31 protein-coding genes are annotated in these 25155 nt (G+C 70.9%); 7 read left to right on the top strand and 24 right to left on the bottom strand.

Features of this window, described 5'->3' with window-relative positions:
- Nucleotide 1 precedes the first annotated feature (1 nt).
- Genes QQZ14_RS19615 through QQZ14_RS19625 form a run of 3 tightly spaced genes read left to right on the top strand, consistent with a single transcriptional unit; the run spans nt 2 to nt 3338 of the window.
- Nucleotides 2-1225, top strand: a complete 1224-nt coding sequence (locus QQZ14_RS19615; protein ID WP_284536099.1) for an acyl-CoA dehydrogenase family protein — start codon at nt 2-4, stop codon at nt 1223-1225.
- Between the two features lie 3 nt (nt 1226-1228).
- The gene (locus tag QQZ14_RS19620) at nt 1229-2380 is read left to right on the top strand and encodes an acyl-CoA dehydrogenase family protein (RefSeq protein WP_284536100.1); all 1152 of its coding nucleotides are present in this window, start codon (nt 1229-1231) and stop codon (nt 2378-2380) included.
- Between the two features lie 25 nt (nt 2381-2405).
- Nucleotides 2406-3338: an alpha/beta hydrolase gene (locus tag QQZ14_RS19625; protein WP_284536101.1), complete on the top strand. Its 933-nt coding sequence runs from the start codon at nt 2406-2408 to the stop codon at nt 3336-3338.
- A 52-nt stretch (nt 3339-3390) separates the two neighbouring features.
- Here the strand turns inward: QQZ14_RS19625 and QQZ14_RS19630 are convergent, their stop codons facing one another.
- From QQZ14_RS19630 to QQZ14_RS19640, 3 genes are read right to left on the bottom strand one after another with little or no spacing between them, the layout of a single operon-like run.
- Nucleotides 3391-4176, bottom strand: coding sequence for a hypothetical protein (locus QQZ14_RS19630; protein WP_284536102.1), 786 nt, complete (start codon nt 4174-4176; stop codon nt 3391-3393).
- Nucleotides 4173-5345 (bottom strand): hypothetical protein, encoded by a 1173-nt coding sequence (locus tag QQZ14_RS19635; protein ID WP_284536103.1) that lies wholly within the window; start codon nt 5343-5345, stop codon nt 4173-4175. Before QQZ14_RS19635 ends, QQZ14_RS19630 begins: the two co-directional genes overlap by 4 nt.
- The gene (locus QQZ14_RS19640) at nt 5345-5638 is read right to left on the bottom strand and encodes a hypothetical protein (RefSeq protein ID WP_284536104.1); all 294 of its coding nucleotides are present in this window, start codon (nt 5636-5638) and stop codon (nt 5345-5347) included. The genes QQZ14_RS19635 and QQZ14_RS19640 overlap by 1 nt, the downstream gene beginning before the upstream one ends.
- A gap of 164 nt (nt 5639-5802) precedes the next feature.
- On the opposite strand from QQZ14_RS19640, the gene QQZ14_RS19645 reads away from it, so the two are divergent.
- Nucleotides 5803-6207: a YciI family protein gene (locus QQZ14_RS19645; RefSeq protein WP_284536105.1), complete on the top strand. Its 405-nt coding sequence runs from the start codon at nt 5803-5805 to the stop codon at nt 6205-6207.
- A 17-nt stretch (nt 6208-6224) separates the two neighbouring features.
- On the top strand, nt 6225-7364 hold the full coding sequence (locus QQZ14_RS19650; protein ID WP_284536106.1) for an RNA polymerase sigma factor: 1140 nt from the start codon (nt 6225-6227) through the stop codon (nt 7362-7364).
- Here the strand turns inward: QQZ14_RS19650 and QQZ14_RS19655 are convergent.
- From QQZ14_RS19655 to truA, 4 genes are read right to left on the bottom strand one after another with little or no spacing between them, the layout of a single operon-like run.
- Nucleotides 7324-7818 (bottom strand): GtrA family protein, encoded by a 495-nt coding sequence (locus QQZ14_RS19655; RefSeq protein ID WP_284536107.1) that lies wholly within the window; start codon nt 7816-7818, stop codon nt 7324-7326. The two genes, QQZ14_RS19650 and QQZ14_RS19655, sit on opposite strands and share 41 nt — an antisense overlap.
- A gap of 25 nt (nt 7819-7843) precedes the next feature.
- Entirely contained in the window at nt 7844-8416 is a 573-nt protein-coding gene (locus QQZ14_RS19660; protein ID WP_342395248.1) for a lecithin retinol acyltransferase family protein, read from the bottom strand.
- A gap of 19 nt (nt 8417-8435) precedes the next feature.
- On the bottom strand, nt 8436-9038 hold the full coding sequence (locus tag QQZ14_RS19665) for a class I SAM-dependent methyltransferase (RefSeq protein WP_284536109.1): 603 nt from the start codon (nt 9036-9038) through the stop codon (nt 8436-8438).
- Nucleotides 9038-9847 (bottom strand): tRNA pseudouridine(38-40) synthase TruA, encoded by an 810-nt coding sequence (truA, locus tag QQZ14_RS19670; protein WP_284536110.1) that lies wholly within the window; start codon nt 9845-9847, stop codon nt 9038-9040. The genes QQZ14_RS19665 and truA overlap by 1 nt, the downstream gene beginning before the upstream one ends.
- Nucleotides 9848-9887: 40 nt before the next feature.
- On the opposite strand from truA, the gene QQZ14_RS19675 reads away from it, so the two are divergent.
- Complete coding sequence (locus tag QQZ14_RS19675) at nt 9888-11552, top strand: FAD-dependent oxidoreductase (RefSeq protein ID WP_284536111.1); 1665 nt, start codon at nt 9888-9890, stop codon at nt 11550-11552.
- Here QQZ14_RS19675 and QQZ14_RS19680 read toward each other — a convergent pair.
- Entirely contained in the window at nt 11549-12628 is a 1080-nt protein-coding gene (locus QQZ14_RS19680) for a M36 family metallopeptidase (RefSeq protein ID WP_284536112.1), read from the bottom strand. The genes QQZ14_RS19675 and QQZ14_RS19680 overlap by 4 nt on opposite strands.
- Before the next feature lie 67 nt (nt 12629-12695).
- A complete protein-coding gene (locus QQZ14_RS19685; protein ID WP_284536113.1) occupies nt 12696-13601 on the bottom strand; it encodes a PfkB family carbohydrate kinase in 906 nt (301 codons plus the stop codon).
- A 22-nt stretch (nt 13602-13623) separates the two neighbouring features.
- Here QQZ14_RS19685 and QQZ14_RS19690 point away from each other — a divergent pair, with 22 nt between their 5' ends.
- Nucleotides 13624-13989, top strand: coding sequence for a GntR family transcriptional regulator (locus QQZ14_RS19690; protein WP_284536114.1), 366 nt, complete (start codon nt 13624-13626; stop codon nt 13987-13989).
- Between the two features lie 101 nt (nt 13990-14090).
- Here QQZ14_RS19690 and rplQ read toward each other — a convergent pair whose 3' ends face one another.
- The 15 genes from rplQ to rpsE all read right to left on the bottom strand — a co-directional run bounded on the left by rplQ (nt 14091) and on the right by rpsE (nt 25122).
- Complete coding sequence (gene rplQ, locus QQZ14_RS19695) at nt 14091-14681, bottom strand: 50S ribosomal protein L17 (RefSeq protein ID WP_284536115.1); 591 nt, start codon at nt 14679-14681, stop codon at nt 14091-14093.
- A gap of 92 nt (nt 14682-14773) precedes the next feature.
- Entirely contained in the window at nt 14774-15790 is a 1017-nt protein-coding gene (locus tag QQZ14_RS19700) for a DNA-directed RNA polymerase subunit alpha (protein WP_284536116.1), read from the bottom strand.
- A gap of 154 nt (nt 15791-15944) precedes the next feature.
- Complete coding sequence (gene rpsD, locus QQZ14_RS19705) at nt 15945-16553, bottom strand: 30S ribosomal protein S4 (protein WP_284536117.1); 609 nt, start codon at nt 16551-16553, stop codon at nt 15945-15947.
- Between the two features lie 28 nt (nt 16554-16581).
- Nucleotides 16582-16989 (bottom strand): 30S ribosomal protein S11, encoded by a 408-nt coding sequence (rpsK, locus tag QQZ14_RS19710; protein WP_028644819.1) that lies wholly within the window; start codon nt 16987-16989, stop codon nt 16582-16584.
- Nucleotides 16990-17076: 87 nt separating this feature from the next.
- Complete coding sequence (gene rpsM / locus QQZ14_RS19715) at nt 17077-17451, bottom strand: 30S ribosomal protein S13 (protein ID WP_284536118.1); 375 nt, start codon at nt 17449-17451, stop codon at nt 17077-17079.
- Between the two features lie 268 nt (nt 17452-17719).
- Complete coding sequence (gene rpmJ / locus QQZ14_RS19720; protein ID WP_011757308.1) at nt 17720-17833, bottom strand: 50S ribosomal protein L36; 114 nt, start codon at nt 17831-17833, stop codon at nt 17720-17722.
- 27 nt (nt 17834-17860) lie between these two features.
- Nucleotides 17861-18082 carry a translation initiation factor IF-1 gene (infA, locus tag QQZ14_RS19725; RefSeq protein ID WP_011757309.1) on the bottom strand — a complete coding sequence of 74 codons (222 nt, stop codon included), beginning with the start codon at nt 18080-18082 and terminating at the stop codon, nt 17861-17863.
- 361 nt (nt 18083-18443) lie between these two features.
- A complete protein-coding gene (locus QQZ14_RS19730; RefSeq protein ID WP_284536119.1) occupies nt 18444-19490 on the bottom strand; it encodes an LLM class flavin-dependent oxidoreductase in 1047 nt (348 codons plus the stop codon).
- A gap of 52 nt (nt 19491-19542) precedes the next feature.
- Nucleotides 19543-20598, bottom strand: a complete 1056-nt coding sequence (locus QQZ14_RS19735) for a TerC family protein (protein ID WP_284536120.1) — start codon at nt 20596-20598, stop codon at nt 19543-19545.
- A gap of 226 nt (nt 20599-20824) precedes the next feature.
- Entirely contained in the window at nt 20825-21637 is an 813-nt protein-coding gene (gene map, locus QQZ14_RS19740) for a type I methionyl aminopeptidase (protein ID WP_446740510.1), read from the bottom strand.
- A 128-nt stretch (nt 21638-21765) separates the two neighbouring features.
- On the bottom strand, nt 21766-22341 hold the full coding sequence (locus tag QQZ14_RS19745) for an adenylate kinase (RefSeq protein WP_284536122.1): 576 nt from the start codon (nt 22339-22341) through the stop codon (nt 21766-21768).
- 60 nt (nt 22342-22401) lie between these two features.
- The gene (gene secY / locus QQZ14_RS19750) at nt 22402-23715 is read right to left on the bottom strand and encodes a preprotein translocase subunit SecY (RefSeq protein ID WP_284536123.1); all 1314 of its coding nucleotides are present in this window, start codon (nt 23713-23715) and stop codon (nt 22402-22404) included.
- Between the two features lie 165 nt (nt 23716-23880).
- Nucleotides 23881-24321 (bottom strand): 50S ribosomal protein L15, encoded by a 441-nt coding sequence (gene rplO, locus QQZ14_RS19755; protein WP_284536124.1) that lies wholly within the window; start codon nt 24319-24321, stop codon nt 23881-23883.
- Nucleotide 24322: 1 nt separating this feature from the next.
- Nucleotides 24323-24505 (bottom strand): 50S ribosomal protein L30, encoded by a 183-nt coding sequence (rpmD, locus tag QQZ14_RS19760; RefSeq protein WP_284536125.1) that lies wholly within the window; start codon nt 24503-24505, stop codon nt 24323-24325.
- The gene (rpsE, locus tag QQZ14_RS19765) at nt 24505-25122 is read right to left on the bottom strand and encodes a 30S ribosomal protein S5 (RefSeq protein WP_284536126.1); all 618 of its coding nucleotides are present in this window, start codon (nt 25120-25122) and stop codon (nt 24505-24507) included. Before rpsE ends, rpmD begins: the two co-directional genes overlap by 1 nt.
- Nucleotides 25123-25155 lie beyond the last annotated feature (33 nt).

The following is a 25155-nucleotide window of genomic DNA, read 5'->3' on the forward strand; positions in this document are numbered from 1 at the left end:
CATGGACTTCGCCCTCGACGAGAGGACCACCGAGCTGCGCGAGGCGCTGCTCGCCTTCATGGCGGAGCGGATCGTGCCCTCGGCACCCGTCTTCCACGAGCAGCTCGGCCGGCTCGAGGACCGCTGGGCGTGGTCGGAGGCCCCCGTGCTCAAGGAGCTGCAGGCCGAGGCGCGCGAGCTCGGACTGTGGAACCTCTTCCTCCCCCACGAGCACGCCGACAGTCCCGGCCTCACCAACCTCCAGTACGCGCCGCTCGCCGAGATCACCGGCCGCTGCGGCCACCTCGCGCCCGCGGCGCTCAACTGCGCGGCGCCCGACACCGGCAACATGGAGGTGCTCTCGCTGTTCGGCAACGACGAGCAGAAGGAGCGCTGGCTGCAGCCGCTGCTGAAGGGTGAGATCCGCTCGGCGTTCGCGATGACCGAGCCGGACGTCGCCAGCTCCGATGCGACCAACATCGAGACCCGCATCGAGCGCGACGGCGACGAGTACGTCATCAACGGCCGCAAGTGGTGGATCACCGGTGCGATGAACCCGCACGCGGAGATCTTCATCGTGATGGGCAAGACCGACCCGTCGGCCTCGCGGCACCGCCAGCAGAGCATGGTGCTCGTCCCGCGGGACACCCCGGGTGTGGTGGTCAAGCGCGGCATGGAGGTCTTCGGGTACGACGACCACGAGCACGGCGGCCACGCCGAGCTGGAGTTCCACGACGTCCGCGTGCCGGCCAGCTTCCTGATCGGCGAGGAGGGTGCCGGGTTCGCGATCGCGCAGGCCCGCCTCGGCCCGGGCCGCATCCACCACTGCATGCGGGCGATCGGCATCGCCGAGTCCGCGATCGAGCTGATGTGCCAGCGGGCCGCGGCGCGGGTCGCGTTCGGCCGACCGCTCGCCGACCAGGGCGTGGTCCGCGGCTGGATCGCCGAGTCTCGGGTCAGGCTCGAGCAGCTGCGGCTGCTGGTGCTCAAGACCGCCTGGCTGATGGACACCGTCGGCAACCGCGGCGCCCACACCGAGATCCAGGCGATCAAGATCGCGACCCCCGAGACCGTCCAGTGGATCCTCGACAAGGCGATCCAGGTGCACGGCGGTGGCGGCCTCTCCCAGGACTTCCCGCTCGCCTACGCGTTCGCCCAGGTGCGCACGCTGCGCTTCGCCGACGGACCCGACGAGGTGCACAAGAGCTCGCTGGCCAAGGCCGAGATCGCCCGCTGGAAGGACTGAGCGATGGACCTCAGCCTCTCCGACGAGCAGCAGGCCTTCCGCGACCTCGCTCGCGACTTCCTCGACCGCGAGGCGGTCCCGCACCGAACCGCGTGGGACCGCGCCGAGTCCGTCGACACCGCGATCATCCCCAAGATGGCCGAGGTCGGGTTCTTCGGGCTCACCATCCCCGAGGAGTACGGCGGGCTCGGCGGCGACTACGTCACCTACGTGCTCGGCATGGAGGAGCTCGGCCGCGCCGACTCCGCCCTGCGCGGCATCGTGTCGGTCTCCAACGGGCTGGTCGGCAAGTCGATCCTCGGCTTCGGCACCGAGGAGCAGAAGCAGCGCTGGCTGCCCGGCATCGCCGATGCCACCATCCTCGGCTGCTTCGGCCTGACCGAGCCCGACACCGGCTCCGACGCCGGCAACCTCAGCGCCCGCGCCCGCCGCGACGGCGACGACTGGGTCATCACCGGGCAGAAGCTGTTCATCACCAACGGCACCTGGGCCCAGGTGGCGCTGGTCTTCGCGCGCACCGGCGGCCCGGGACCCAAGGGCGTGAGCGCGTTCCTGGTGCCGACCGACACCCCCGGCTTCGAGGCCCGCGAGATCAAGGGCAAGCTCGGCCTGCGCGGCCAGGCCACCGCCGAGCTGTTCCTCTCCGAGGTGCGGGTGCCCGCCGACGCGCTGCTCGGCGAGGAGGGCCAGGGCTTCACGATCGCGATGACCACCCTCGACAAGGGCCGGGTCTCCGTCGCCGCCGGCTGCGTCGGCATCGTCCAGGGCTGCCTCGAGGTGGCCCGCGACTACGCCACCAACCGCACCCAGTTCGGCCGGCCGCTCGCGTCGTTCCAGCTGGTGCAGGAGCTGATCTCCGACCTGTCGGTCGACGCCGACGCGGCCCGGCTGCTGGTGTGGCGCTGCGCCGACCTGATCGACCGCGGTGAACCCTTCGGCACCGCCGCCTCGAAGGCCAAGCTGTTCGCCTCCGAGGCCGCCGTCCGCGCCGCCAACAACGCCATCCAGGTGTACGGCGGCGCCGGGTACGTCGACGAGCACCCGGTCGAGAAGTACCTCCGCGACGCCCGCGTGATGACGCTCTACGAGGGCACCAGCCAGATCCAGAAGCTGCTCATCGGCCGCGCCGAGACCGGCGTCAGCGCCTTCATCTGACCCAGCACCCAGCTCAGGAGAGTCCGTGACCGTCGACCCCCAGATCGCCGCCCTGCTCGAGTTCATCGCGTCCGTCGAGGCCAAGCCGATGTCCGAGGGCACGCCGGCGGAGGCCCGGCACGGCTTCCGCACGCTGGCCGTCGACCTGCGCGACCCGGCCGCCGTACCCGACGTGGCGTCGGTCGAGGACACCACGGTCGCGGGCGCGGAGGACGACCTGCCCGCCCGGGTCTACCGGCCCGCGGTCGAGGGTCCGCTGCCGACGATCGTGCTGCTCCACGGCGGCGGGTTCGTGCTCGGCGACCTCGACACCCACGACGTCACCGCCCGCATCCTGGCCAACGGCTGCTCGGCCGTCGTGGTCTCCGTCGACTACCGGCTGGCGCCCGAGCACCCGTTCCCCGCTCCGGTCGACGACGCGGTCGCGGCCACGCAGTACGTCGCCGACCACCTCGCCCGGCTCGGCGGCGACGACCGGCTCGCGGTCGCGGGCGACAGCGCCGGCGGCAACCTGTCGGCCGTGGTCGCGCAGGCGTTCCGCGACGAGGGCCGCCCGCTCGCCGGCCAGCTGCTGATCTACCCGGTCACCGACATGACCGGCGCCTACCCCTCGCACGCGGAGAACGCGGAGGGCCTGTTCCTCGACCTCGCGACCATGGCGTGGTTCCAGCGGCAGTACACCGGCGACCGCACCGACCTCAGCGACCCGCGGCTCTCACCGCTGCTCGGCGACCTGCACGGGGTCGCTCCGGCGGTCGTGGTGGTGGCGGAGTACGACCCGCTCCGCGACGACGGGCTCGCGTACGCCGAGGCGCTCGCCGCGGCCGGCGTGCCCGTCGAGGTGCGCACGTTCCCCGGTCTCGTGCACGGCTTCGTCGACATGGGCCGCCACTCCGTCGCCGCCCAGCAGGCGCTCGACGAGACCTGCGCACTGTTCCACCAGGTGCTGCACGGCTGACTCGGGCGCGGTCAGCTGCCGACCGTGCCCATGCCGATCACCGTGGTGGTCCTCAGCGTCGGAGCGCGGAGGTCAGGCTCGTCAGGCCGTCGCGGGCCAGGAACCTCGACCGATCCGAAGGCCCCATGTCGGCGAGGAGACCGGCGAGCGTCTGCAGCTGCCTCGGCACGTCGACGGCGAGGACGGGGATCTGGAAGTTGTCGGGCTGCGGCTTGGGATCCAGCCACGCCACCATCTTGTGCCGCACCGCTCGTGCGGTCGTCGTCGGACGCAGGTCGAACCGGATCGAGGGAACCCACGGGTTCAGCCCGTCGACGCCGACGTACGCGATGTCCTCCCAGGGGACCTCGATGTCGTAGGACCAGCCCCGGTAGGTCAACGCGCGCGGGGTGAGGATGACCTCGCGTCCGCCGGCGAGCAGGCCCCGCACACAGTCGGGGACGAGCAGGAGCGGCAGCGGCAGGATCACCCACAGCAGGACCCGGCCCGCGGACGACTCGACGAGGAACAGCGCCGTCCCGAACATCATCACGAGCGAGAGCGCAGCGCACAGCAGCCCCAGTGGGCGGTGGGGGCGGAGCCCGACCCGGAGCTCGACGCCGTCGGGACCCCAGGTCTCCCGTAGCCGCTTGCCGGGGCGCCGTCGCCCGAACATGGAGAGACGGAGATGGGCAGCCGAGGTCAGGAGGAGGCCGCCGCCCAGCACCGCGCCCCACCCACCGATGCGGACGCCGGCGACGACGAGTGCGAGGCCCGCCACGGCGCTGACGAGGACCAGCAGCTGGACGCCGACGGCGTCGCGCGCGTCCCGCCCCACGAACCGCGGGTCGACGATCACGGGGCGTCCCGGTGTGCGGCGCGCGGGGACGAGAGCGCCTGGGCGGCGTAGTCGAGCAGCTCGACGCCCGGGTCGGGCTTCCTGTTCGCCTCGCCATCGTCGTCTTCGGAGTCGCCATGGCCGAAGAGGGAGTCCACGAACTTGTCGCCGACGAGGGACCCCGCGGCGCCACCGACGAAGGCGGCCCCTCCAACGACGACTGCCCCCGTGACCGTGCCCGGCCCCGGGGCAACGCTGCCCACAGCCGCGCCGAGGCCGGCGGCCCCGGCGACCCCACCGAGCAGGCCACTGCCCTGCGAGACGACTGCCTGCTCGGTCGACTCCCCGGCCTGGACGTCGGCGTAGACGCCGTAGCCGGCCGCCAGGACCGACAGCGCCCCGAGGCCACCCCGGACCTCCCGCGGGAGCTCGGGGCGCTCGGCCGCCACCCGCGCGGCGGCCGCTGCGTGCCGGTTCTCGATCTTCTCGTCCATGAGCCGCCCGTAGAGCTCCCGGTCACCCGGCCGGTCGAAGCGCCGGACGCTCTCCGCGAGTTCCGCCATCTGCCTCTCGAGCCGAGCGACCTCCGAGGCGCGGAAGTCCGCCTCCCCCGCCATGATCCGCGACGCCGTCACGAGCAGCGCCTTCCCGGCAGCGGTGGTGACCAGGCTGGTGGTCAGGCTGACGAGGGTGCCCGACTGCTCCCGGGCGAAGCCCGCCGCGCTGTCGAGGGCGGCGTACCACGTCCGCCGGTGCGCCTCCGCCCCCGCGAGGGCGGTGTTCCACGCCTCGCGAAGGCGGGTGGTGGCGAGGAGGTCGAGCTCCCAAGCCTCGGCCGGCCAGACGATCACGGTGCCCTCGACCTGCAGGCCGCCCGCGCCCGCGGCCGCCCGCACCTCCGCCATGCCCCGCTGCGCGAGCCTCAGGGTCTCGCCGAGCGCCTCGACCTCCTCCGCCGCTGCGCGAGCAAGCCGGGCATAGCCGTCCGAGGCGGTCACGAGGGTGGCCGCCCGGTCGCCGAAGGCGTCGGCGGCGGTGCCGAGCCAGGAGCCCGCGAGCGCGGAGCGCTGATCGGCGGTCCGGTCCGCGAGCGCCTCCGCGCGGGCGGCGAGGCAGCTGCGGAGGTAGTCGGCCAGCGCTTGGAACGCGGCCGGGTCGCCCGGGACGTCGGTCTCGATCGCGCCGGACATCAGGGCCCGACCTCCACGAACCGCAGCGCCTGCTCGGCGTCGGCGGTCTCGATCTCGGCAGAGGCCACCCGGATGCCCAGGCCGAGCACCTTGCCCTCGGTCACCAGCCGCGCCGCGGTCTCGGTGAGCACGGCCAGGAGCACCGCGACGAGCCCGTCGGCCTCGCCCTGGTCACCGGACGGGACCAGCGCTCCCACAGCGTCCAGGTCGGCGGCCGCCGAGGCGAGCGCCACCTCGGCGCTGCGCAGGGCGCCGTAGTCACAGGCCAGGCCCGTGGTGGGTTCAGGAAACACGGCAACCTCCCCCGAGTGAGTCGTCTGCGTGGTCATCCTCCCCACGACGTCGCGTCTCGAAAACCGGCTGTCCACAGCCGATGTCGAGAACGCCTCCGCTGCTCCGTCCCAGGGACGTGCCCCCACCATGGCGGCTATAACGGAACCCCGAAGGAGAGAACACGATGGCGAAGTACCTGCTGCTCAAGCACTACCGCGGCCCGAAGCCCCTGGACTGCCCCCCGATGGACCAGTGGACGCCCGACGAGATCGACGCGCACATGGCGTTCATGGGCGGCGTGATCGCCCAGCTGCGCGAGCGCGGCGAGTTCGTGGACGCCCAGGCGGTCTCCACGGAGGGCACGTTCGTGCGCTTCGACGGCGAGGGCCGGCCCCCGGTCACCGACGGCCCGTTCGCCGAGACCAAGGAGCTGATCGCCGGGTGGGTGGTGATCGACGTCGACTCGCTCGAGCGCGCGCACGAGGCCGCGGCGTACCTCTCGTCGGCGCCGGGACCCGGTGGCGAGCCGATCCGGGAGTGGATCGAGGTGCGCCCGTTCCTCGAGATGCCGCCCAACGTCACCGAGTGAGACCCGGGACGAGATCGGTGGACGAGCTGGTCCGGGAGCTGGTGCCCCAGGTCCTCGGCGTCCTCGTCCGTCGCGGAGCAGACTTCGCGACGGCCGAGGACGCCGTGCAGGAGGCCTTGGTCGAGGCGGTACGCCGGTGGCCCGGCGCCCCACCGGACGACCCGAAGGCGTGGCTGGTGACGGTCGCGTGGCGCAAGGTCGTCGACGCCGGGCGGTCGGAGTCGGCCCGCCGGGCCCGCGAGGAGCGGGTCCGCGAGGAGCCGCCGCCCGGCCCGGCGGAGCATGAGGACGACACGCTGCTGTTGCTGTTCCTGTGCTGCCACCCGGCGCTCACCCCGTCGTCCGCGGTGGCCCTGACGCTCCGGGCGGTGGGCGGGCTGACGACCCGGCAGATCGCGGCGGCGTACCTCGTGCCGGAGGCCACGATGGCGCAGCGGGTCAGCCGGGCCAAGCGAACGGTCGCCGAGGCGGGCGTGGGCGCCCCCGGCGACCTGCGCCGGGTCCTGACCGTGCTGTACCTGGTGTTCAACGAGGGCTACACCGGCGATGTCGACCTGGCCGCCGAGGCGATCCGGCTGACCCGGATGCTCGCGCGGGAGAGCGACGAGCCGGAGGTCGCCGGCCTGCTCGCGCTGATGCTGCTCCACCACGCGCGTCGCGCCGCCCGGTGGGACGAGCACGGCGGGCTGGTGCCCCTCGCCGACCAGGACCGCAGCGGCTGGGACACCGCGTTGATCGCGGAGGGCGTCGATATCCTGCAGGCGGCGTTGGCCCGCGACCGGCTCGGCGAGTACCAAGCCCAGGCCGCGATCGCCGCCCTCCACTGCGACGCACCCTCGGCCGAGGAGACGGACTGGCCGCAGATCCTCGAGTGGTACGACGAACTGCTCGCCCTGACCGACTCCCCGGTCGTCGCGCTCAACCGGGTGGTGGCGGTCGGCCAGGTCGACGGCCCGCTGGTCGGTCTCCGCGAGCTGGAGCCGGTGCCCGCGGACGTGCCGCGGCGTACCGCCGTCGAGGCCTGGCTGCACGAGCGCGCCGGGGACCTCGGTGCGGCGCACGACCTCTACGTGCGGGCAGCGTCCGCGGCGTCCAGCACCGCCGAGCGCGACCACCTCACCCGGCAGGCGGCCCGGCTGCGTGGTGCTCGAGGCTGACCGGCTCGGTCACGAACACGTACCGCCGGAAGACCCAGAACCGGGTCGCGGTGCCCAGGGCGAGGCCGACCACGTTGGCGGAGACGTTGTCGGCCCAGATGCCGGAGAGACCGAGGACGTAGCGGCTCACGGCCAGGCAGGCCGTGGGGATCAGCATCGTCACCGCGCCCAGCGCGAAGAACCTCATCACGCCCGCCCCGGGGCCGCTGACGTCGCGGTGGCTGAACGCCCAGAGCCTCAGGCCCAGGTAGGCCACCAGGCCCGCGACGACGTTGGCGGCGACGTAGGCGAGGACCGGCTGGTCGCGCATCGGGGCCCGGTGGATCAGGAGGCCGTGCGCGAGGGCGTTGAAGCCGAGGAGTGAGACCAGGGTGGCCAGCCCGCCGACCGCGAGGAAGCGCACGACCTCCCCGAGGAGCCGTCGTGACCTCGTGATGACTCCGGACGCGCGCACTGCTGCGAGGTTACCCGCCGCAGGGTCAGGCGGCCTCGCCCGCCGCCTCGTCCCATCGGGTGACCGCCCGCCGGCGCCGGCGGAGCGGACGCACCATCGCGTAGACCCCGGCACCGGCGGTCCCGAGCAGAGCCACGTGCGCGCCGGCCGACTCCGCGGCGACGAGCGTGGCGAGCGCGCCCTGCGATCCCCACAGCCACCGCCGCACCTGCATGCTCGCGGCCCGACCCGTGCAGCACCATGCGGCGAAGTGCTCACAGTTGTTCCGGACCAGGTGGTAGCCCGACGACCCGAGCCGCGACTCGGCGTTGGCGACGGCCTCGTCGGGGCTGAGGCGCTGGTCGTAGGCGCGGACCAGGACCTCCGCCCCCGCGGCGAACTCGTCCATCGAGGTCCGCGCGACGTGCCGGACGCTGCCGCGGGGCCCGACGAAGTGGATCACCAGGCCGTCACCACAGTCGATGCCGTGGTGGGTGTAGCGACGCCCACGATGCACGTAGACGTGGTCACCACGAGCCATAACCGGTCCGGCCCACCTCTCAGGACTCACATCCGCGTCGCAGCCCGAGTCTAGTCCCGCGGGTCGGGGAGCGCGCATCGCCGCACGATCCTGCGGATCAGCCGGCCCGCCGCGTCTCCAGCACCCGGAACCCCTTGGCGCTCGCCAGCCGCTCCGTCGGCCAGCCCTGCTCGCCCAGCCAGCGCTGCAGCGAGTCGGCGCCGAGGTTCTTTCCGACCACCATCACCGCACGTCCGCCGGGCGCCAGCCGGGGCAGCCAGCTCAGCAGCAGCTCGTGCAGCGCCTGCTTGCCGATCCGGATCGGCGGGTTCGACCAGATCTCGTCGTACGTCGCATCCGTCGGCACTCGGTCGGGGGTGGTGGCCGTGAACCGGTCGGCCAGCCCCAGGGCGGCGGCGTTCTCGCGGGCGAGCAGCAGCGCCCGCTCGTTGACGTCGACGGCGGTGACCGAGGCCTCCGGCACCGCGCGGGCGATCGCCAGCCCGATCACGCCGTACCCGCAGCCGAGGTCGAGGAGCCGGCCGGGCGTCGGCGGCTCGGTCTCGCGGAACAGCACCGCGGTCGCGTGGTCGAGGTGGCCGCGGCTGAACACGCCCGACCCGCTGACCAGCCTGAGCTCGTGGCCCCAGACCTCGCAGGTGAACGCCTCGCGCTCGAACGGCGCCGACGGGTCGGCGCTGAAGTAGTGGTCCTCGCCCATCACTCGTCACTCATCCGCTTCGCTCGCGTCTGCACCGCACGCGCGGCGAGGTCCTGGTCGGCCGGGTAGGCGACCTCCTCGAGCGTGAGCCCGTGGGCGTGCTGGACCATCACCGACGAGTCGCGGGCCCGGGCCGTCATGATCTGCGCCGCCCACGCGGGCGGACGGCGTCCCTCGCCGATGCTGACCAGGCAGCCGACCAGCGCCCGGACCATGCTGTGGCAGAACGCGTCGGCGCGCACCGTGCCGACCAGCACCCCGGTCGCGTCCCGCTCCCAGCCGAGCTCCAGGAGGGTCCGGATCGTCGTGGCGCCCTCGCGCTGCTTGCAGAACGACGCGAAGTCGTGCTGGCCCAGCAGCAGCTCGGCGGCGGCGTTCATCGCCTCGACGTCCAGCCGCCGGGGCCAGGTGAGCACGTGCGAGCGGTGGAGCGGGTCGACCGCGTCGGGGGTGTCGGCGATCCGGTAGGCGTAGCGGCGCCACAGTGCGCCGAAGCGGGCGTCGAACCCGTCCGGCGCGACGACCGCCCGCCGCACCCGCACGTCGTGGGACAGCAGCCCGTTGAGCCGGCGTACCAGGCTCTCGATCGCGCCGGCCGCCAGGTCGTCGGGCAGGTCGGCGTGCACCACCTGGCCGCGGGCGTGCACGCCGGCATCGGTGCGGCCCGCGCACACGACGTCGACCGAGGGGATCCGCAGGATGGTCACCAGGGCCTGGGTCAGCTCGCCCTGCACCGTGCGCAGTCCCGGCTGGAGGGCCCAGCCGTGGAAGTCGCTGCCGTCGTAGGCCAGGTCGAGACGGATCCGCACGACCAGCAATCCTATTGCCCTGTCCCTCTACGCTTTCCGGGTGAGCATCCCTGCCATCGTGCTGATCGGGGCTGAGCACCCCGACGAGCTGCTCAGCGGCTTCGCGCGGTACCAGCACGAGTACGACGTGCGGCTGGTCCGGTCGTGCCGTGAGGCGCTCGAGACGACCCACGACGTCCTCGCCGGCGGCGCCACCGTGGCGATGTACGCGTCCGAGTCGGTCGTGCCGGACGCCGAGACCGTCCTGCACGCCTTCCACAAGCTGCGCGAGAAGGTGCCGACCGCCCGCCGGGTCGTCGCCGCGCACTGGGACCGGTTCCTCACCGACGCCCCCGGCCTGCGCCCCGGCATGGCGGCGGGCAAGTACGACGCGTTCCTGCTGATGCCGCGCGGGACCCGCGACGAGGAGTTCCACAACGCGATCACCGACCTGCTCTCCGACTGGGGCTCGACGGTCCCCGACCCCGAGGTCGTGTCGGTCAAGATCGTCTCGCCGGTGCGCGACGCGCTCACGCTGGGCATCCGCGACTTCCTCGACCGGATGGGCATGCCCAGCCGGGTCTATCCCCCCGACTCCGACGGCGGCCGCTTCGTGCTGGACATGTGGGAGGGCGAGCCGGCGTACCCCCTCGTCTACGCGCTGAACCGGCCGGTCGTCCACGCCCGGACCGTGCGCGACGTCGCGATCACGCTGTACGGCGCCCCCACCGAGCTCGACCTCGACCACGTCGTCGACATGGCGGTCGTCGGCGGCGGGCCGGCTGGCCTCGCGGCCGCGGTGTACGCCGCCTCCGAGGGCCTCTCGACGGTGATCCTGGAGGCCGAGGCGATCGGCGGGCAGGCCGGCACCAGCTCGATGATCCGCAACTACCTCGGCTTCCCGCGCGGCATCTCCGGCATGCGGCTGGCCCAGCGGGCGCGCAACCAGGCGCTGCGGTTCGGCGCCCGGTTCTACACCGGTCAGTCGGTCGATGAGCTGCGCCCCGGCCGCGACGGCGACCCCCACGTGCTGTGCACCGACAGCGGGGAGGTGCGTGCCCGCTCGGTGGTGATCGCCAGCGGCGTCGCCTACCGCAAGCTGCGCGTCGACCCGCTCGAGGAGTTGGTGGGCATGGGCGTCTACTACGGCGCAGCGATGACCGCGGCCCGCGAGATGGAGGGCCAGGACGTCTTCGTGGTCGGGGGCGGCAACTCCGCCGGCCAGGCCGCGATGCACCTGGCGCGGTTCGCCCGCTCGGTCACGATCCTGGTGCGCCGGCCGTCCCTGGCCGAGACCATGTCGTCGTACCTGATCAACGAGATCGAGTACAACTCACGGGTCTCGGTGCGCACCTGCACCGCGGTCGTCGACGGCGGCGGAGACGGCCGGCTCGACTGGCTCTGCCTCGAGGACACCGGCACCGGCGTGCGCGAGCGGGTGCCGGCGTACGGGCTGTTCCTGCTGCTCGGCGCCGAGCCGCACTGCGACTGGATCCCCGACTCCGTGGCCCGCGACGACCGCGGCTTCGTGCTCACCGGCCGCGACGTGCCGCGCGAGCACTGGCGCGACGGCCTCCCGCCGGCCGAGCTCGCGACCACGGTGCCGGGCGTGTTCTGCGCCGGAGACGTGCGCGCCGGGTCGATGAAGCGGGTCGCCTCCGCCAGCGGCGAGGGCGCGTCGGTCGTCCCGCTCGTGCACGCCTTCCTGGTGCCCGAGCCGACCTAGGACCCCTGGAACGTGATGTGCCGGGCCGCGAACGCCTCGCGCACCGCGGCGGCTGCCTGGGGCCCGTGGGTGGCCAGTGCGGTCCGGTACGTCGCCTCGGCTGCCGCGCTGAACGTGGTGTCCGGGGCGTAGTCGAACTGGCTGAGCACCAGCGTGCGGTCCCAGTCGCGCGAGGTCAGCCCGAGCGCGGTCCAGCGCTGGCGGACGTCCCAGAGCGCCGCGCTCCAGATCATGCCGTCGTAGTGCACCTCGTTGCGCCGGTCCTCCAGCACCAGGCTCGTGTCGAGGCGGCGCAGGCAGTGCGGCACCGTCGAGGTGTAGGACGTCGCGTCCCAGTCCATGACGCACGGTGCGGGCGCGTCGACCGGCCAGCCGTACTGACCTGCCGCGTCGAGGCCGACGGTGACCGCGAGGTAGTCGCCGAACGCCTCGCCGATGGAGCCGGCGTCCAGGCTCGAGCCGAAGCCGGCCACCTGGGCGTCGTGCACCGCGTGGCCGTACTCGTGGACGATGACCTCGGCGTCCTCGGCGTCGTCGACGCCACCCTTGCCGAGCCGGATGTAGTCGTGCTTGTCCCAGGAGTAGCTGTTGTCCTGGCCGTACTGGTCGATGCGCACGTCCTGGCTCTCGGCGTTGACCGGGGGCAGGCTGCTGCCGAAGCCCAGGGACTGGAGGTACTCCTGGGCCTGGTTGACCCAGAAGTACGCCATCACCTGCTCGAAGCGGTCGTCGTCGCGCAGGTAGGAGAACGTGTTGGTGGGGCTGTAGGCAGCGGCACCGGTCGCGGACCGGACGTTGACCCACGCGCCGCGCAGGTAGCCGGAGCCGTCCAGGTTGCGGAGCGGGACCGTGGCGTACGCCGCGGCGGGCACCGCGGCAGCCGAGTCCTTCTGGTCGGTGAGGGTCTGGTCGCCCGAGGACTGCACCGGGTTGACCATGAACACGCTGCCGGTGCCCGACGACGTACCGCTGCCGGGCTTGGTGGCGGTGGCGGGGGCCGCGAGCACGACGCCGGCGAGAGCGGCGGCGGCGATCCCGACGAGGACGATGCGCTGAGGGGTACGACGGTTGTTCATCCGAGACTCGCAATCTGCAGGAAGGGTGATCGCCCCCGATCGATTGCGGTGGAATATATCCCCTCACCTACAGCTCGTGGCGGTACGGCGGGTCCGCGCCCGGTCGCGAGACCGTGACGGCGGCGGCGCGCGCCGCGTGCGCCAGCACCTCGGCGACCACCTCGACGTCGAGGTGGCGCAGTTGCTCGCGCCGGTCCGCGCCCAGCAGACCGCGCTCCCACAGCGCGTCGATGACGGCCGCTCCGAAGGTGTCGCCGGCGCCGATCGTGTCGGCCACCTCGACGGGCAGCGACGCGGCCTCGACCACTCCCGCCTCGTGCACCCAGGTCGCGCCCTCGCCGCCACGGGTGATCACGACCGCAGCCGGACCCAGCGCCAGGAGCGCCCGGGCGGCGGCCTCGTTGGGGAGCGCCGGGTAGAGCGCGGACAGGTCCTCGTCGGACGCCTTGACGACGTCGGAGGCGGCCACCAGCCGCTCGACGAGCGCGACCACGTCCGGGCCGGTGCCGGTGATCGCCGGCCGGGCGTTGACGTCGTAGCTGATCGTGGCCGCGGACCGCAGCCGCTCGACGAGTGCGAGCACGTCGTCGGCGCCCGGCTCGAGCACGGCGCCCAGCGAGCAGGTGTGCACGACCAGCGGCGCCGGCTCGTCGTCGACGGCCGGCACTCTCCACTCGAGGTCGAACTCGTACGTCGCGGCGCCGTCCGCGCCGATGGTCGCGGCGGCGGTCGCGGTGCGGTTCAGCACGTGCGGGTCGCCGGCCAGCTCGACCCCCGCGGCGGCCACGTGGCCGGCCAGCACCCGCCCCCGCTCGTCGTCGGCCCAGGCGGTCACGAACCGCACCCGCCGGCCCAGCCGCGCCAGCGCCACGGCCACGTTGGCGGCGCTGCCCCCGGCGTACTCCGTGGTGGTCCCGTCCGCGCCGTGCACGATGTCGACCAGGGACTCCCCCACCACCAGCACGCTGTCCATGGGATGTCTCTACCATGCGGGGATGCAGGTGCATCCGCTGGACCCGGGCTCACCGGCCGCGCCGTACGAGCAGCTGCGCACGCAGCTCGCGACCCGGGCCGCGTCGGGTGACCTTCCGGCCGGCACCCGGCTCCCGACCGTGCGGGCGCTCGCAGCAGAGCTGGGACTCGCGGTCAACACCGTCGCCCGCGCCTACCGCGAGCTCGAGGCCGACGGGGTGATCACGACCGAGGGCCGCCGCGGCACCTTCGTCGCGGCCACCGCCGCCGGTCGCTCCACCGAGGCCGCCGACGCCGCCGCGGCGTACGCCGCCACCGCCCGCCGCCTCGGCCTCACCCTCCCCGAGGCCGTCCACCTCCTCGACCACCACTGGTCGTCCGGTGGTTGAGGTGCGAGCGAAGCGAGCCTCGAAACCACCCGCCGGGACATGACGAAGGCCCGCCACCCTCGACGGGTGGCGGGCCTTGTCAGTGGATCAGGCGATCAGGCTCAGGCCTTGTCGTCGTCCTCGGTGGTCTCCTCGGCGGGAGCCTCGTCAGCGACGGGGTGCTCCTCGGCGACCACGCTGGTCTCGGGCGACGCCTCGTCGGTCAGCTCGGTGGGAGCCTCCTCGACGCCCGCGTCCTCCGACACCGTCTCCTCGACCGGAGCCTCCTCGGCCGGGGCCGGGGCAGCAGCGGCCGGGGCGGCCTTCTTCTTCGCCTTCGGGGCCGACGGCTTGTAGGCCTCGGTCACGAGCTCGATCACGGCCATCGGGGCGTTGTCGCCCTTGCGGGGGCCGATCTTCGTGATCCGGGTGTAGCCACCCGGACGCTCGGCGAAGGTCGGGCCGATCTCGGTGAAGAGGGTGTGCACGACCGACTTGTCGCGAATGGTCTTGAGGACCTCGCGACGGTTGTGCAGGTCGCCCTTCTTCGCCTTGGTGATCAGCTTCTCCGCGTGCGGACGCAGCGCGCGTGCCCGCGACTCGGTCGTCGTGATCCGGCCGTGCTCGAAGAGCTGGGTGGCCAGGTTCGCGAGGATGAGGCGCTGGTGCGCCGGGCTACCGCCGAGGCGGGGACCCTTGGTGGGCTTGGGCATTGCTTCTCTCGATTCTCCCCGGCCGTATCAGGTACCGGAGTAGATGTTGCTTTCTCAGGAATGGGTCAATCTGCGTGCCAGCGGTGCGCAGATCAGTACTGCTCGTCCTCGACGAAGGCATCGTCGTCGTCATCGCCGTACGCCGCGAGCGCGGCGTGCGGGTCGAAGCCGGGCGCGCTGTCCTTGAGGGACAGGCCCATCTCGACCAGCTTGGCCTTGACCTCGTCGATCGACTTCGCACCGAAGTTGCGGATGTCGAGCAGGTCCTGCTCCGAGCGGCTGATGAGCTCACCCACGGTGTGGATGCCCTCGCGCTTGAGGCAGTTGTAGGAGCGGACGGTCAGCTGCAGGTCCTCGACCGGGAGGGCGAGGTCGGCAGCCAGCTGCTCGTCGACCGGCGACGGGCCGATGTCGATGCCCTCGGCCTCGACGTTCAGCTCGCGGGCCAGGCCGAACAGCTCGACCAGGGTCTTGCCGGCCGAGGCGATCGCGTCGCGGGGACGGATCGACGGCTTGGTCTCGACGTCGATGACGAGCTTGTCGAAGTCGGTGCGCTGCTCGACACGGGTGGCCTCGACCTTGTAGGTCACCTTCAGCACGGGGCTGTAGATCGAGTCGACCGGCATCCGGCCGATCTCGTTGTCCGCGCCCTTGTTCTGGACGGCGGACACGTAGCCGCGGCCCCGCTCCACGACCAGCTCCATCTCCAGCTTGCCCTTGTCGGACAGCGTGGCGATCTTGAGGTCGGGGTTGTGCACCTCGACACCGGCCGGGGGCGCGATGTCGGCGGCGGTCACGTCACCGGCACCCGACTTGCGCAGGTACATGGTGACCGGCTCGTCGTGCTCGGAGGAGACGACGAGACCCTTGAGGTTGAGGATGACCTCGGTGACGTCCTCCTTGACCCCCTCGATGGTCGAGAACTCGTGGAGGACGTTGTCGATCTTGATGCTCGTGACCGAGGCACCGGGGATCGAGCTAAGGAGCGTACGGCGAAGCGAGTTGCCCAGCGTGTAGCCGAAGCCGGGCTCCAGGGGCTCGATCACGAACCTCGAGCGGAACTCGTCGACGGACTCTTCCGACAGGGTGGGGCGCTGTGCGATGAGCACTTGTTCTTTCCTTTCCGGACCTACCCGCTATATGACAGGCCCGAACTTCAGGGTTGACGGAAGGCGATCCACTAGATGGCCCCGCCCCAGACCCGGGGGTCTGGGGGCGGAGCCCCCAGCAGGGGGTCGAAGGGGGGCGAAGCCCCCCTTCTGTCTACTTCTTGGAGTAGTACTCGACGATGAGCTGCTCCTGGACCGGGATGTCGATCTGGGCCCGGACGGGGAGCTGGTGGACCAGGATCCGCATCCGGGTCGGGATCGCCTCGAGCCACGCCGGGACGACGCGCTCGCCGTGGGTCTCGCGGGCGACGATGAACGGCGTCATCTCCAGCGACTTCTCACGCACGTCGATGACGTCGTGGGCGGTGACCTGGAAGGACGGGATGTCGACCTTCCGGCCGTTCACCTTGAAGTGACCGTGGGTCACCAGCTGACGGGCGTGGCGGCGGGTCCGGGCGAAGCCGGCGCGGTACACCACGTTGTCGAGGCGGCACTCCAGCAGCTGGAGCAGGTTGTCGCCGGTCTTGCCGGAGCGACGCGAGGCCTCGGTGTAGTAGTTGTGGAACTGCTTCTCGAGGACGCCGTAGGTGTAGCGAGCCTTCTGCTTCTCACGAAGCTGGAGGAGGTACTCGCTCTCCTTGATGCGGCCGCGGCCGTGCTGGCCGGGGGGGTAGGGGCGACGCTCGTACGCCGAGTCGCCACCGACGAGGTCGACACCGAGGCGGCGCGACTTCTTGGTCATGGGGCCGGTGTAACGGGCCATAGCTACAAGTCTCCTGTTCTCGGGTCGATCAGACGCGGCGGCGCTTGGGCGGGCGGCAGCCGTTGTGGGGCGTGGGCGTGACGTCCTGGATGGTGCCGACCTCGAGGCCGATCGCACCCAGCGAACGGATCGCCGTCTCGCGGCCCGAGCCCGGGCCCTTCACGAAGACGTCGATCTTCTTCATGCCGTGCTCCATCGCCCGACGACCGGCAGCCTCGGCTGCCATCTGTGCGGCGAACGGGGTCGACTTGCGCGAGCCCTTGAAGCCGACGGTGCCGGCCGAGGCCCACGAGATCACCGCACCGGTCGGGTCGGTGATCGTCACGATCGTGTTGTTGAACGTGCTCTTGATGTGGGCCTCGCCCACGGCGACGTTCTTCTTCTCCTTGCGGCGCACCTTCTTGGCGCCGGCCGCAGTGCGGCTCTTGGGAGGCATGCAGTTATCTCCTGAAGTAGCTGGTCTGTGAGTGAGAGACGGCGGTCGAGCCGGTCGGGACCACGCAGGTGGTCACGAGGGCTTCGATCACTTGGCCTTCTTCTTGCCGGCAACCGTGCGCTTGGGACCCTTGCGGGTGCGCGCGTTGGTCTTGGTGCGCTGACCGCGGACCGGGAGGCCCTGGCGGTGGCGGCGACCCTGGTAGCTGCCGATCTCGATCTTGCGGCGGATGTCTGCCTGGACCTCGCGACGGAGGTCACCCTCGATCTTGAAGTTGGCTTCGATCTCGTCACGGAGCTTGACCAGCTCTTCGTCGCCCAGCTGGTGGACGCGCAGGTCGGGGTTGACCCCGGTGGCCTGCAGGACCTGCTGGGCGCGGGTACGGCCGATGCCGTAGATGTAGGTGAGTGCGATCTCGATGCGCTTGTCGCGCGGGAGGTCCACACCAACGAGGCGTGCCATGTGGTGGCTGTTTCCCTTCGGTTGTTCCGACAGGTTTCTGGTCGTGACGCGTCCTGAGCCTCGTGGTTCAGGCTCCGGCCTGTCGTCCGGAGGTGGTTGACCCGTCATGCGACGGGCTGAGCGATCACGTTGTGGTGTTCAGTTGTGTAGCGGGCGTATCGATCCAGTTGAGGGATTTCGATGCGCCCGTTCCGACCTCGCAAGCTCGGTCGGAGGGCTTACTCAATCTGCGGCTGAGACGCCGCGCACGACTTCGTCGTGCACGACTTCAGCCTTGGCGCTGCTTGTGGCGCGGGTTCTCGCAGATCACCATGACGCGGCCGTGGCGACGGATCACCTTGCACTTGTCACAGATGGGCTTGACGCTCGGCTTGACCTTCACTAGGAGGCCCTTTCGGATTCTCGGCTGCTACTTGTAGCGGTAGACGATCCGACCTCGCGTGAGGTCGTACGGCGAGAGCTCCACCACCACACGGTCCTCGGGGAGGATCCGGATGTAGTGCTGTCGCATCTTGCCGCTGATGTGGGCGAGAACCTTGTGGCCGTTGCTCAGCTCCACGCGGAACATCGCGTTCGGGAGGGCCTCCACGACGGTGCCCTCGATCTCGATCACGCCTTCTTTCTTCGGCATGTCCTCCACAATCTGTTGGATCTGTGTCTACCGTTGCTGCACCGGCACCGGCGTTCTTTCCGGTGACGGGTGGCCCGCGAACCTCCCCCGCCAGGGGCGGGAGTGGACCTCGTGCAGCCGCCTGTGGACCTCATCCCGGGCACACGGCGAAGCGCTCAGCAGAGCGATTCGGTTGTGATCCGGGCAGCCGCGAGGCACCACGAAGCAGACCCACGTTGGGCCGACACGCCAGTTTAGTCGGACCTGGCCGCGAAACACGAATCCGGCCGCTCGAAGCGGCGGCACCGGGCCGCAGAGGCGGCTTTCGAGCCGTTCCCGGCCGTGTGCGGTGCCGAGTCTACGCGTACGGCGGCACGACGCGTCATCCGGCCAGCAGGCGCAGCGTCTCCTCGCGGGCCGGGCTCGCGGCGGGCTCGGTGCCGGTCCACGCCCCCGCGACCGGGTGCACCATGACCTCGTCGACGCCGTACGTCGCCGCCAGGTCCTCGATCCGCGCCCGCGCACGGTCGGGCGCGTCGACCACCCAGCGCTGCGCCATCGACTCGACCAGCTCGACGTGGGCCGGGGGCAGCTCGACCTTCTCGGCCTCCTCGACCGAGAGCTGGGGGGCCAGGTCCCCGCCGGTGCGCAGCGCGACCATCGCGAGCAGCTGGGGCAGCGCGAGTCGCCGCGCCTCGTCCGCGGTGTCGGCGACCACGGCATTGACCGTCAGGAACGTCCGCGGCTCCGCGAGCTCGGGCGAGGGCCGGAAGCCCGAGCGGTAGAGCGCGAGCGCCTCCGCGGTGCCGTTGCCCGAGAAGTGGTGGGCGAACACGTAGGGCATGCCCTTCTCCGCGGCCAGCCGGGCGGAGTAGTCCGAGGAGCCGAGCAGCCAGATCGTGGGGACCGAGCGGGCGGCGGGCGTCGCCTTCAGCGGGTAGGTGCGGCCCTGGATGCCCAGACCGACACCGTCGGGCTCCATCATCGCCAGGACGTTCTCGACGTACTCGGGGAAGCGGGTGACCGCCTCGTCGCTCACTCCCCCGGCGCCGTGCCGCAGGGCATAGCTGGTGACCGGGTCGCTGCCCGGCGCCCGGCCGATGCCGAGGTCGATCCGGCCCGGGAAGGCCGCCTCGAGCAGCGCGAACTGCTCGGCCACGACCAGCGGCGCGTGGTTGGGCAGCATCACCCCGCCGGACCCGACCCGCATCCGCGAGGTCGCGCCCGCGACCAGCCCGATCAGGACCGGCGGGTTGGTCGCCGCCACCGCGGGCATGTTGTGGTGCTCGGCCAGCCAGTAGCGGCGGTACCCGAGCTCGTCCGCGACCCGGGCCAGCGAGAGGGTGGCGGCCAGAGCGTCACCCGTGGTCTGGTCACTGCGCACCGGCACGAGGTCGAGGACGGACAGGGCGGTACGACGTTCGCTCACCCCAGTGCCAACCGGGCCGGCGTCGGATCCATTCCGCCCGGACCCGGCGCGGTCAGTCGTCGCCGAGCGAGATCGTCCGCGCCTCGATCTCGGCCTTGGTCATCCGGGACGAGACCGCCAGGCTGACGACCGCGGTGACCGCGAGGGTCCCGACGATCACCACGAGCGAGAGCCAGATCGGGATGTCGGGTGCCCACTCGACGTGCTCGCCGCCATTGATGAACGGCAGCTCGTTCTCGTGCATCGCGTGCAGCACGAGCTTGACGCCGATGAAGCCGAGCAGGACCGCCAGCCCGTAGGACAGGTAGATGAGCCGCTGCAGCAGCCCACCGATGAGGAAGTACAGCTGCCGCAGGCCCATCAGCGCGAAGACGTTCGCAGTGAAGACCAGGTAGGGGTCGCGGGTGAGACCGTAGATCGCGGGGATCGAGTCCAGGGCGAAGAGCAGGTCGGTCGTGCCGAGGGTGAGCACCACGAGGAACATCGGGGTGATCAGCCGCTTGCCGTTCTCCTTGGTGAAGAGCTTGGTGCCGTTCCACTCGCTGGTGGCCGGCAGGTGGTTCTCCGCGAACCGGACCAGGCGGTTCTCCTCGAACTCCTCCTGGTCGTCGTCGGTGGAGCCCTGCTTCGCGAGCTTGACCGCGGTCCAGAGCAGGAAGGCACCGAAGACGTAGAACACCCAGCTGAACTCGTTGATCGCCGCGGCACCCACCACGATGAAGATCGCGCGCATCACCAGCGCGAGCACGATGCCGATCATCAGCGCGGTCTGCTGGTACTGCCGAGGCACCGAGAAGTTCGCCATGATGATGATGAAGATGAACAGGTTGTCGATCGAGAGCGAGTACTCGGTCAGCCAGCCGGCGAAGAACTCGGGTCCGGGGTGCGGGGAGAGCTCGTGCGGCTCGGCGAAGAACCAGAGGGCCAGGCCGAAGAGCACGGCGAGCCCGATGAAGAAGACCAGGTGGCGGCTCACCTCGGGCATCGTCGGCTCGTGCGGCCGCCGCGCGATCACCACGAGGTCCACGAACAGGACGCCGACCGTGACGGCGATGGTGATCACCCAGACGAGCGGTGAGGCGACGGAGTCGCCGGTGAAAGCGGTCATCGAGTGGTTCTCCTCCGGAGTGGCCCAGGGTGCCAACGTACGTCGCACGCGGGCATGGTCGTGTCTCCGGAGGTCTCTTCCGCTCGGGTCACGAGCCGATGGCACCGGGTCCGGGCGCGGGCCCGGGCCGTACTGACGACGCCACCGTGACGGGAATACTCCCCTCCTGGCAGGAGCATCCTGTCACGCGCCGCCCGGGACGCGCGAAACGGGGCCGGCGCGAGGGTCAGCGGCCGCCGAACGGGACGCCGAGCGCGGTGAGCTCCGCCTCGCCGCCGTCCAGGGCCGTGAGGACCCAGGTGCCCTGCGGGGTGATCGTGAAGGTGTGCTCGAAGTGGGCCGCCCAGCTGCCGTCGTCGGTGACCACGGTCCAGTCGTCCTCGAGCAGCGAGGTCTCCTTGGTGCCGAGCGTGATCATCGGCTCGACCGCCAGCGCGAGCCCCTCCACCAGGCGGGGGCCCTTGCCGGGTCGGCCGTAGTTGGGAACGTTCGGCGGCTGGTGCATCTGGGAGCCGATGCCGTGGCCGGTGTAGTCCTCGAGGATGCCGTAGCCGCCCTGGCTCCGGACGTGGGTCTCGACGGCATGGGAGATGTCCGTGACCCGCCCGCCGAGGCGCGCGGCCGCGATCCCTCGCCACATCGCCTCCTCGGTGACCCGCATCAACCGGGTCACCTCGTCGGGCACGGCGCCGACGGCGACGGTGATCGCGGCATCACCGTGCCAGCCGTCGACGATGGCCCCGCAGTCGATCGAGACGACGTCACCCTCGACGATCACCCGGCCACCGGGGATGCCGTGCACGACCTCGTCGTTGACCGAGGCGCAGATGCTCGCCGGGAAGCCGTGGTAGCCCTTGAAGGACGGCACCGCACCCGAGGAGCGGATGCTGTCCTCCGCGATCGCGTCCAGCTCGCCGGTCGAGATCCCCGCTCGCACGCTGCCGCGGAGCAGCTCCAGGGTGCGTCCGACGACGAGGCCGGCCTTGCGCATGCCGTCGATCTGGGCAGGCGTCTTGATCTCGATGCCGCGGTCGAGCAACCCCATCACGAGCCTCGCTGAGCGGTGCCCAGGGCGTGCGTCGGCAAGGCGGAGGAGGGAAGGCGACCTTCAAAGCGCAGCGGTCGTCGACCGACGACAACGCAGCCGACGTGCGTCATGGGTGCCGCTCAGGATTCGGGGATGACGTCGAGGGCGTCAAAGATGCGAGCCGTGACCTCGTCGACCTCGCCGCTGCCGTCGATCTCGTGCACGATCCCGCGCTCCTGGTAGATCGCGATCAGCGGCTCGGTCTGCTCGAGGTAGACCTCCTGCCGGCGCCGGATCACGTCCTCGGTGTCGTCGGCACGGCCCTCGACCTGGGCCCGCTGGAGCAGCCGGCCCACGATCTCGTCCTGGTCGACGGTGAGGCAGACGACGGCGTCGAGCCGGTGGCCGGTGAACCGGATCATCCCGTCGAGCTCCTCGACCTGCGAGACGGTCCGCGGGTAGCCGTCGAGCAGGAAGCCGTTGGCGGCGTCCGGCTCGTCGATCCGGTTGCGGACCATCCGGTTCGTGACCTCGTCGGGGACGTAGTCGCCTGCGTCCATGTAGCGCTTCGCCTCGATGCCGAGTGGGGTGCCCTCGGAGACGTTCGCACGGAAGATGTCGCCGGTCGAGATCGCGGGGATCTTGAAGTGCTCGGCGATGAACTTCGCTTGGGTTCCCTTGCCGGCCCCGGGGGGGCCCATGATGATCAGGCGCATGTCAGCGGCATTGTCGCAGAGCGCGTCGAGGCGCCGCCCTCGTTAGTGATCAATCGCATATCAGCGCAGGAATCCTTCGTAGTTGCGCTGCTGGAGCTGGCTCTCGATCTGCTTCACCGTGTCCAGCGCGACGCCGACCATGATCAGGATGCTGGTGCCGCCGAACGGGAAGTTCTGGTTGGCACCGATGACGGCGAAGGCGATCAGCGGGATCAGGGCGATCAGCCCCAGGTAGAGAGCACCCGGCAGCGTGATGCGGGACAGGACGTAGGACAGGTAGTCCTCGGTCGGCTTGCCCGCCCGGATCCCGGGGATGAAGCCGCCGTACTTCTTCATGTTGTCGGCCACCTCTTGGGGGTTGAAGGTGATCGAGACGTAGAAGTAGGTGAAGAACACGATCAGGAGGAAGAACGAGATCATGTAGAGCGGGTGGTTGCCCCGGACGAGGTAGTCGTTGATGAACTGCGCCCACGCGGAGTCCGCGTTCGGGTTGAAGGACACCAGCATGGCCGGCAGGTAGAGCAGCGAGGAGGCGAAGATGACCGGGATGACGCCGGCCTGGTTGACCTTCAACGGGATGTAGGTCGAGCTGCCGCCGAACATCTTGCGGCCGACCATCCGGCGGGCGTACTGCACCGGGATCCGGCGCTGGGCCTGCTCGACGAAGATGACCGCCGCGATCACCACGAACCCGATGATCACCACGATGCCGAAGGTCCACCAGCCCTTGGACTGCTGCACTCCCCACAGGGATGACGGGAAGCCCGACACGACCTGGGTGAAGATCAGCAGCGACATGCCGTTGCCGATGCCGTGCTCGGTGATCAGCTCGCCGAGCCACATGATCACGGCGGTGCCGGCGGTCATCGTCACGACCATGACCAGGAACGTCCCGGTGCCGTTGTCGTGCAGCAGCGGGTAGGTGTCGGGGTCGCAGCCCTGCAGCAGGTTGCCCGACCGGGCGAGCGCCACGATGCCCGTGGCCTGGAGGACCGCGAGGCCCAGCGTCAGGTAGCGGGTGTACTGCGTGATCTTGGTCTGGCCGGACTGGCCTTCCTTCTTCAGCGCCTCGAGCCGTGGGATCACCACGACGAGCAGCTGCAGGATGATGCTCGCGGTGATGTACGGCATGATGCCCAGCGCGAAGATCGTGATCTGCAGCAGCGCTCCGCCGGAGAACATGTTGACCATGCTGTAGAGGTCTGCATTGCTGCCGTTGTTGGCGATATCGATGCAGCTCTTGACGTTGGCCACGTCGACGCCAGGGGTCGGGACCTGGGACCCCAGCCGGAAGATCGTGATGATCAACAGGACGAACAGCAGCTTCCGCCGCAGGTCCGGGGTCCGGAAAGCGTTCGCGAACGCGCTCAGCACGAGATCCTCTTTCTCCAAGCGTGAAGCGGTCCCTGCGACTCGATCGCAAGGACCCGGGGAAGCCTAACAGGCGGGGTGATGGCCCCAGAACGCGCGACGGGCGCGGCCGGTCCTGCCAGGGGCAGGACTGCCGCGCCCAACGCGCTGAAGCGGGTCACCCGTCGGTCACACCAACGTGGTGGTGCCGCCGGCGGCCTCGATCTTCTCCTTGGCCGAGCCGGAGAACGCGTTCGCGCTCACCTGCACGGCCACGGACAGGTCACCCTGGCCGAGGACCTTGACGGGGAGACCGTCGCGGACGGCGCCCTTGGCGACGAGGTCGTCGACCGTCACGGCCCCACCCTCGGGGAAGAGCTCGCCCAGGCGGTCGAGGTTGACGACCTGGAACTCCACCTTGTTCGGGTTCTTGAAGCCCTTGAGCTTCGGGAGCCGCATGTGGATCGGCATCTGGCCGCCCTCGAAGGCGGACGGGACCTGGTAGCGGGCCTTGGTGCCCTTGGTGCCACGGCCCGCCGTCTTGCCCTTGGAGCCCTCACCACGGCCGACGCGCGTCTTGGCGGTCTTGGCGCCCTTGGCGGGACGCAGGTTGTGCAGCTTGAGCGTCATGTCACTCGACCTCCTCGACCGTCACGAGGTGACGGACGGTGTTGACCATGCCGCGGATCTCCGGGCGGTCCTCCTTCACCACGACGTCGCCGATGCGCTTGAGACCGAGCGTGCGCAGGGTCTCGCGCTGGTTGGCCTTGACGCCGACGGTGCCCTTCTTCTGCTGGACCTTGAGCTGCGCCATCAGGAGGACACCTCCTGCGAGGCGCCCGCCGGCACCTCGGCACGGGCCCGGAGCAGGGCCGCCGGAGCGACCTCCTCGACCGGCAGGCCGCGCCGAGCAGCGACAGCCTCGGGCTGCTCGAGCATCTTGAGGGCCGCCACCGTCGCGTGGACGATGTTGATCTGGTTCGACGAGCCGAGCGACTTGCTCAGCACGTCGTGGATGCCGGCGCACTCCAGCACCGCGCGCACCGGGCCACCGGCGATGACGCCGGTACCGGGAGCGGCGGGACGCAGGAGGACCACACCGGCGGCCTTCTCACCCTGGACGGGGTGCGGGATCGTGCCCTGGATGCGCGGGACGCGGAAGAATGCCTTCTTCGCCTCCTCGACGCCCTTGGCGATCGCCGCGGGGACTTCCTTGGCCTTGCCGTAGCCGACGCCGACCAGACCCTCGCCGTCGCCGACGATCACGAGGGCGGTGAAGCTGAAGCGACGACCACCCTTCACGACCTTGGCGACACGGTTGATCGCAACGACGCGCTCGATGTAGGCGGTCTTGTCAGCACCCTGGCCGCGACGGTCGTCGCGTCCACCACGGCGCTCGCCACCGCGCTGACTGCGCTGGGCTCCGCTCATGAGACTTTCCTCTTCTCTCTTCTTGCGTATCTA

Source organism: Nocardioides sp. T2.26MG-1 (assembly GCF_950101795.1).
In the GTDB taxonomy this organism is placed as follows: Bacteria; Actinomycetota; Actinomycetes; order Propionibacteriales; family Nocardioidaceae; genus Nocardioides.

What these genes read in the sequence shown, in the direction of transcription:
- rpmD (WP_284536125.1), bottom strand. Translation starts at nt 24,505, where the DNA reads ATGGCGCAGCTCAAGGTCCAGCAGAAGAAGGGCACCGTCGGCGTCAAG.
- rpsK (WP_028644819.1), bottom strand. Translation starts at nt 16,989, where the DNA reads ATGCCTCCCAAGAGCCGCACTGCGGCCGGCGCCAAGAAGGTGCGCCGC.
- QQZ14_RS19660 (WP_342395248.1), bottom strand. Translation starts at nt 8,416, where the DNA reads ATGCGCGCTCCCCGACCCGCGGGACTAGACTCGGGCTGCGACGCGGAT.
- QQZ14_RS19745 (WP_284536122.1), bottom strand. Translation starts at nt 22,341, where the DNA reads ATGCGCCTGATCATCATGGGCCCCCCCGGGGCCGGCAAGGGAACCCAA.
- QQZ14_RS19665 (WP_284536109.1), bottom strand. Translation starts at nt 9,038, where the DNA reads ATGGGCGAGGACCACTACTTCAGCGCCGACCCGTCGGCGCCGTTCGAG.
- infA (WP_011757309.1), bottom strand. Translation starts at nt 18,082, where the DNA reads ATGCCGAAGAAAGAAGGCGTGATCGAGATCGAGGGCACCGTCGTGGAG.
- QQZ14_RS19735 (WP_284536120.1), bottom strand. Translation starts at nt 20,598, where the DNA reads ATGACCGCTTTCACCGGCGACTCCGTCGCCTCACCGCTCGTCTGGGTG.
- rplQ (WP_284536115.1), bottom strand. Translation starts at nt 14,681, where the DNA reads ATGCCCAAGCCCACCAAGGGTCCCCGCCTCGGCGGTAGCCCGGCGCAC.
- QQZ14_RS19685 (WP_284536113.1), bottom strand. Translation starts at nt 13,601, where the DNA reads ATGGACAGCGTGCTGGTGGTGGGGGAGTCCCTGGTCGACATCGTGCAC.
- rpsM (WP_284536118.1), bottom strand. Translation starts at nt 17,451, where the DNA reads ATGGCACGCCTCGTTGGTGTGGACCTCCCGCGCGACAAGCGCATCGAG.
- rpsD (WP_284536117.1), bottom strand. Translation starts at nt 16,553, where the DNA reads ATGGCCCGTTACACCGGCCCCATGACCAAGAAGTCGCGCCGCCTCGGT.
- QQZ14_RS19620 (WP_284536100.1), top strand. Translation starts at nt 1,229, where the DNA reads ATGGACCTCAGCCTCTCCGACGAGCAGCAGGCCTTCCGCGACCTCGCT.
- QQZ14_RS19635 (WP_284536103.1), bottom strand. Translation starts at nt 5,345, where the DNA reads ATGTCCGGCGCGATCGAGACCGACGTCCCGGGCGACCCGGCCGCGTTC.
- rpsE (WP_284536126.1), bottom strand. Translation starts at nt 25,122, where the DNA reads ATGAGCGGAGCCCAGCGCAGTCAGCGCGGTGGCGAGCGCCGTGGTGGA.
- rplO (WP_284536124.1), bottom strand. Translation starts at nt 24,321, where the DNA reads ATGACGCTCAAGCTGCACAACCTGCGTCCCGCCAAGGGCGCCAAGACC.
- QQZ14_RS19615 (WP_284536099.1), top strand. Translation starts at nt 2, where the DNA reads ATGGACTTCGCCCTCGACGAGAGGACCACCGAGCTGCGCGAGGCGCTG.
- QQZ14_RS19680 (WP_284536112.1), bottom strand. Translation starts at nt 12,628, where the DNA reads ATGAACAACCGTCGTACCCCTCAGCGCATCGTCCTCGTCGGGATCGCC.
- QQZ14_RS19645 (WP_284536105.1), top strand. Translation starts at nt 5,803, where the DNA reads ATGGCGAAGTACCTGCTGCTCAAGCACTACCGCGGCCCGAAGCCCCTG.
- QQZ14_RS19690 (WP_284536114.1), top strand. Translation starts at nt 13,624, where the DNA reads ATGCAGGTGCATCCGCTGGACCCGGGCTCACCGGCCGCGCCGTACGAG.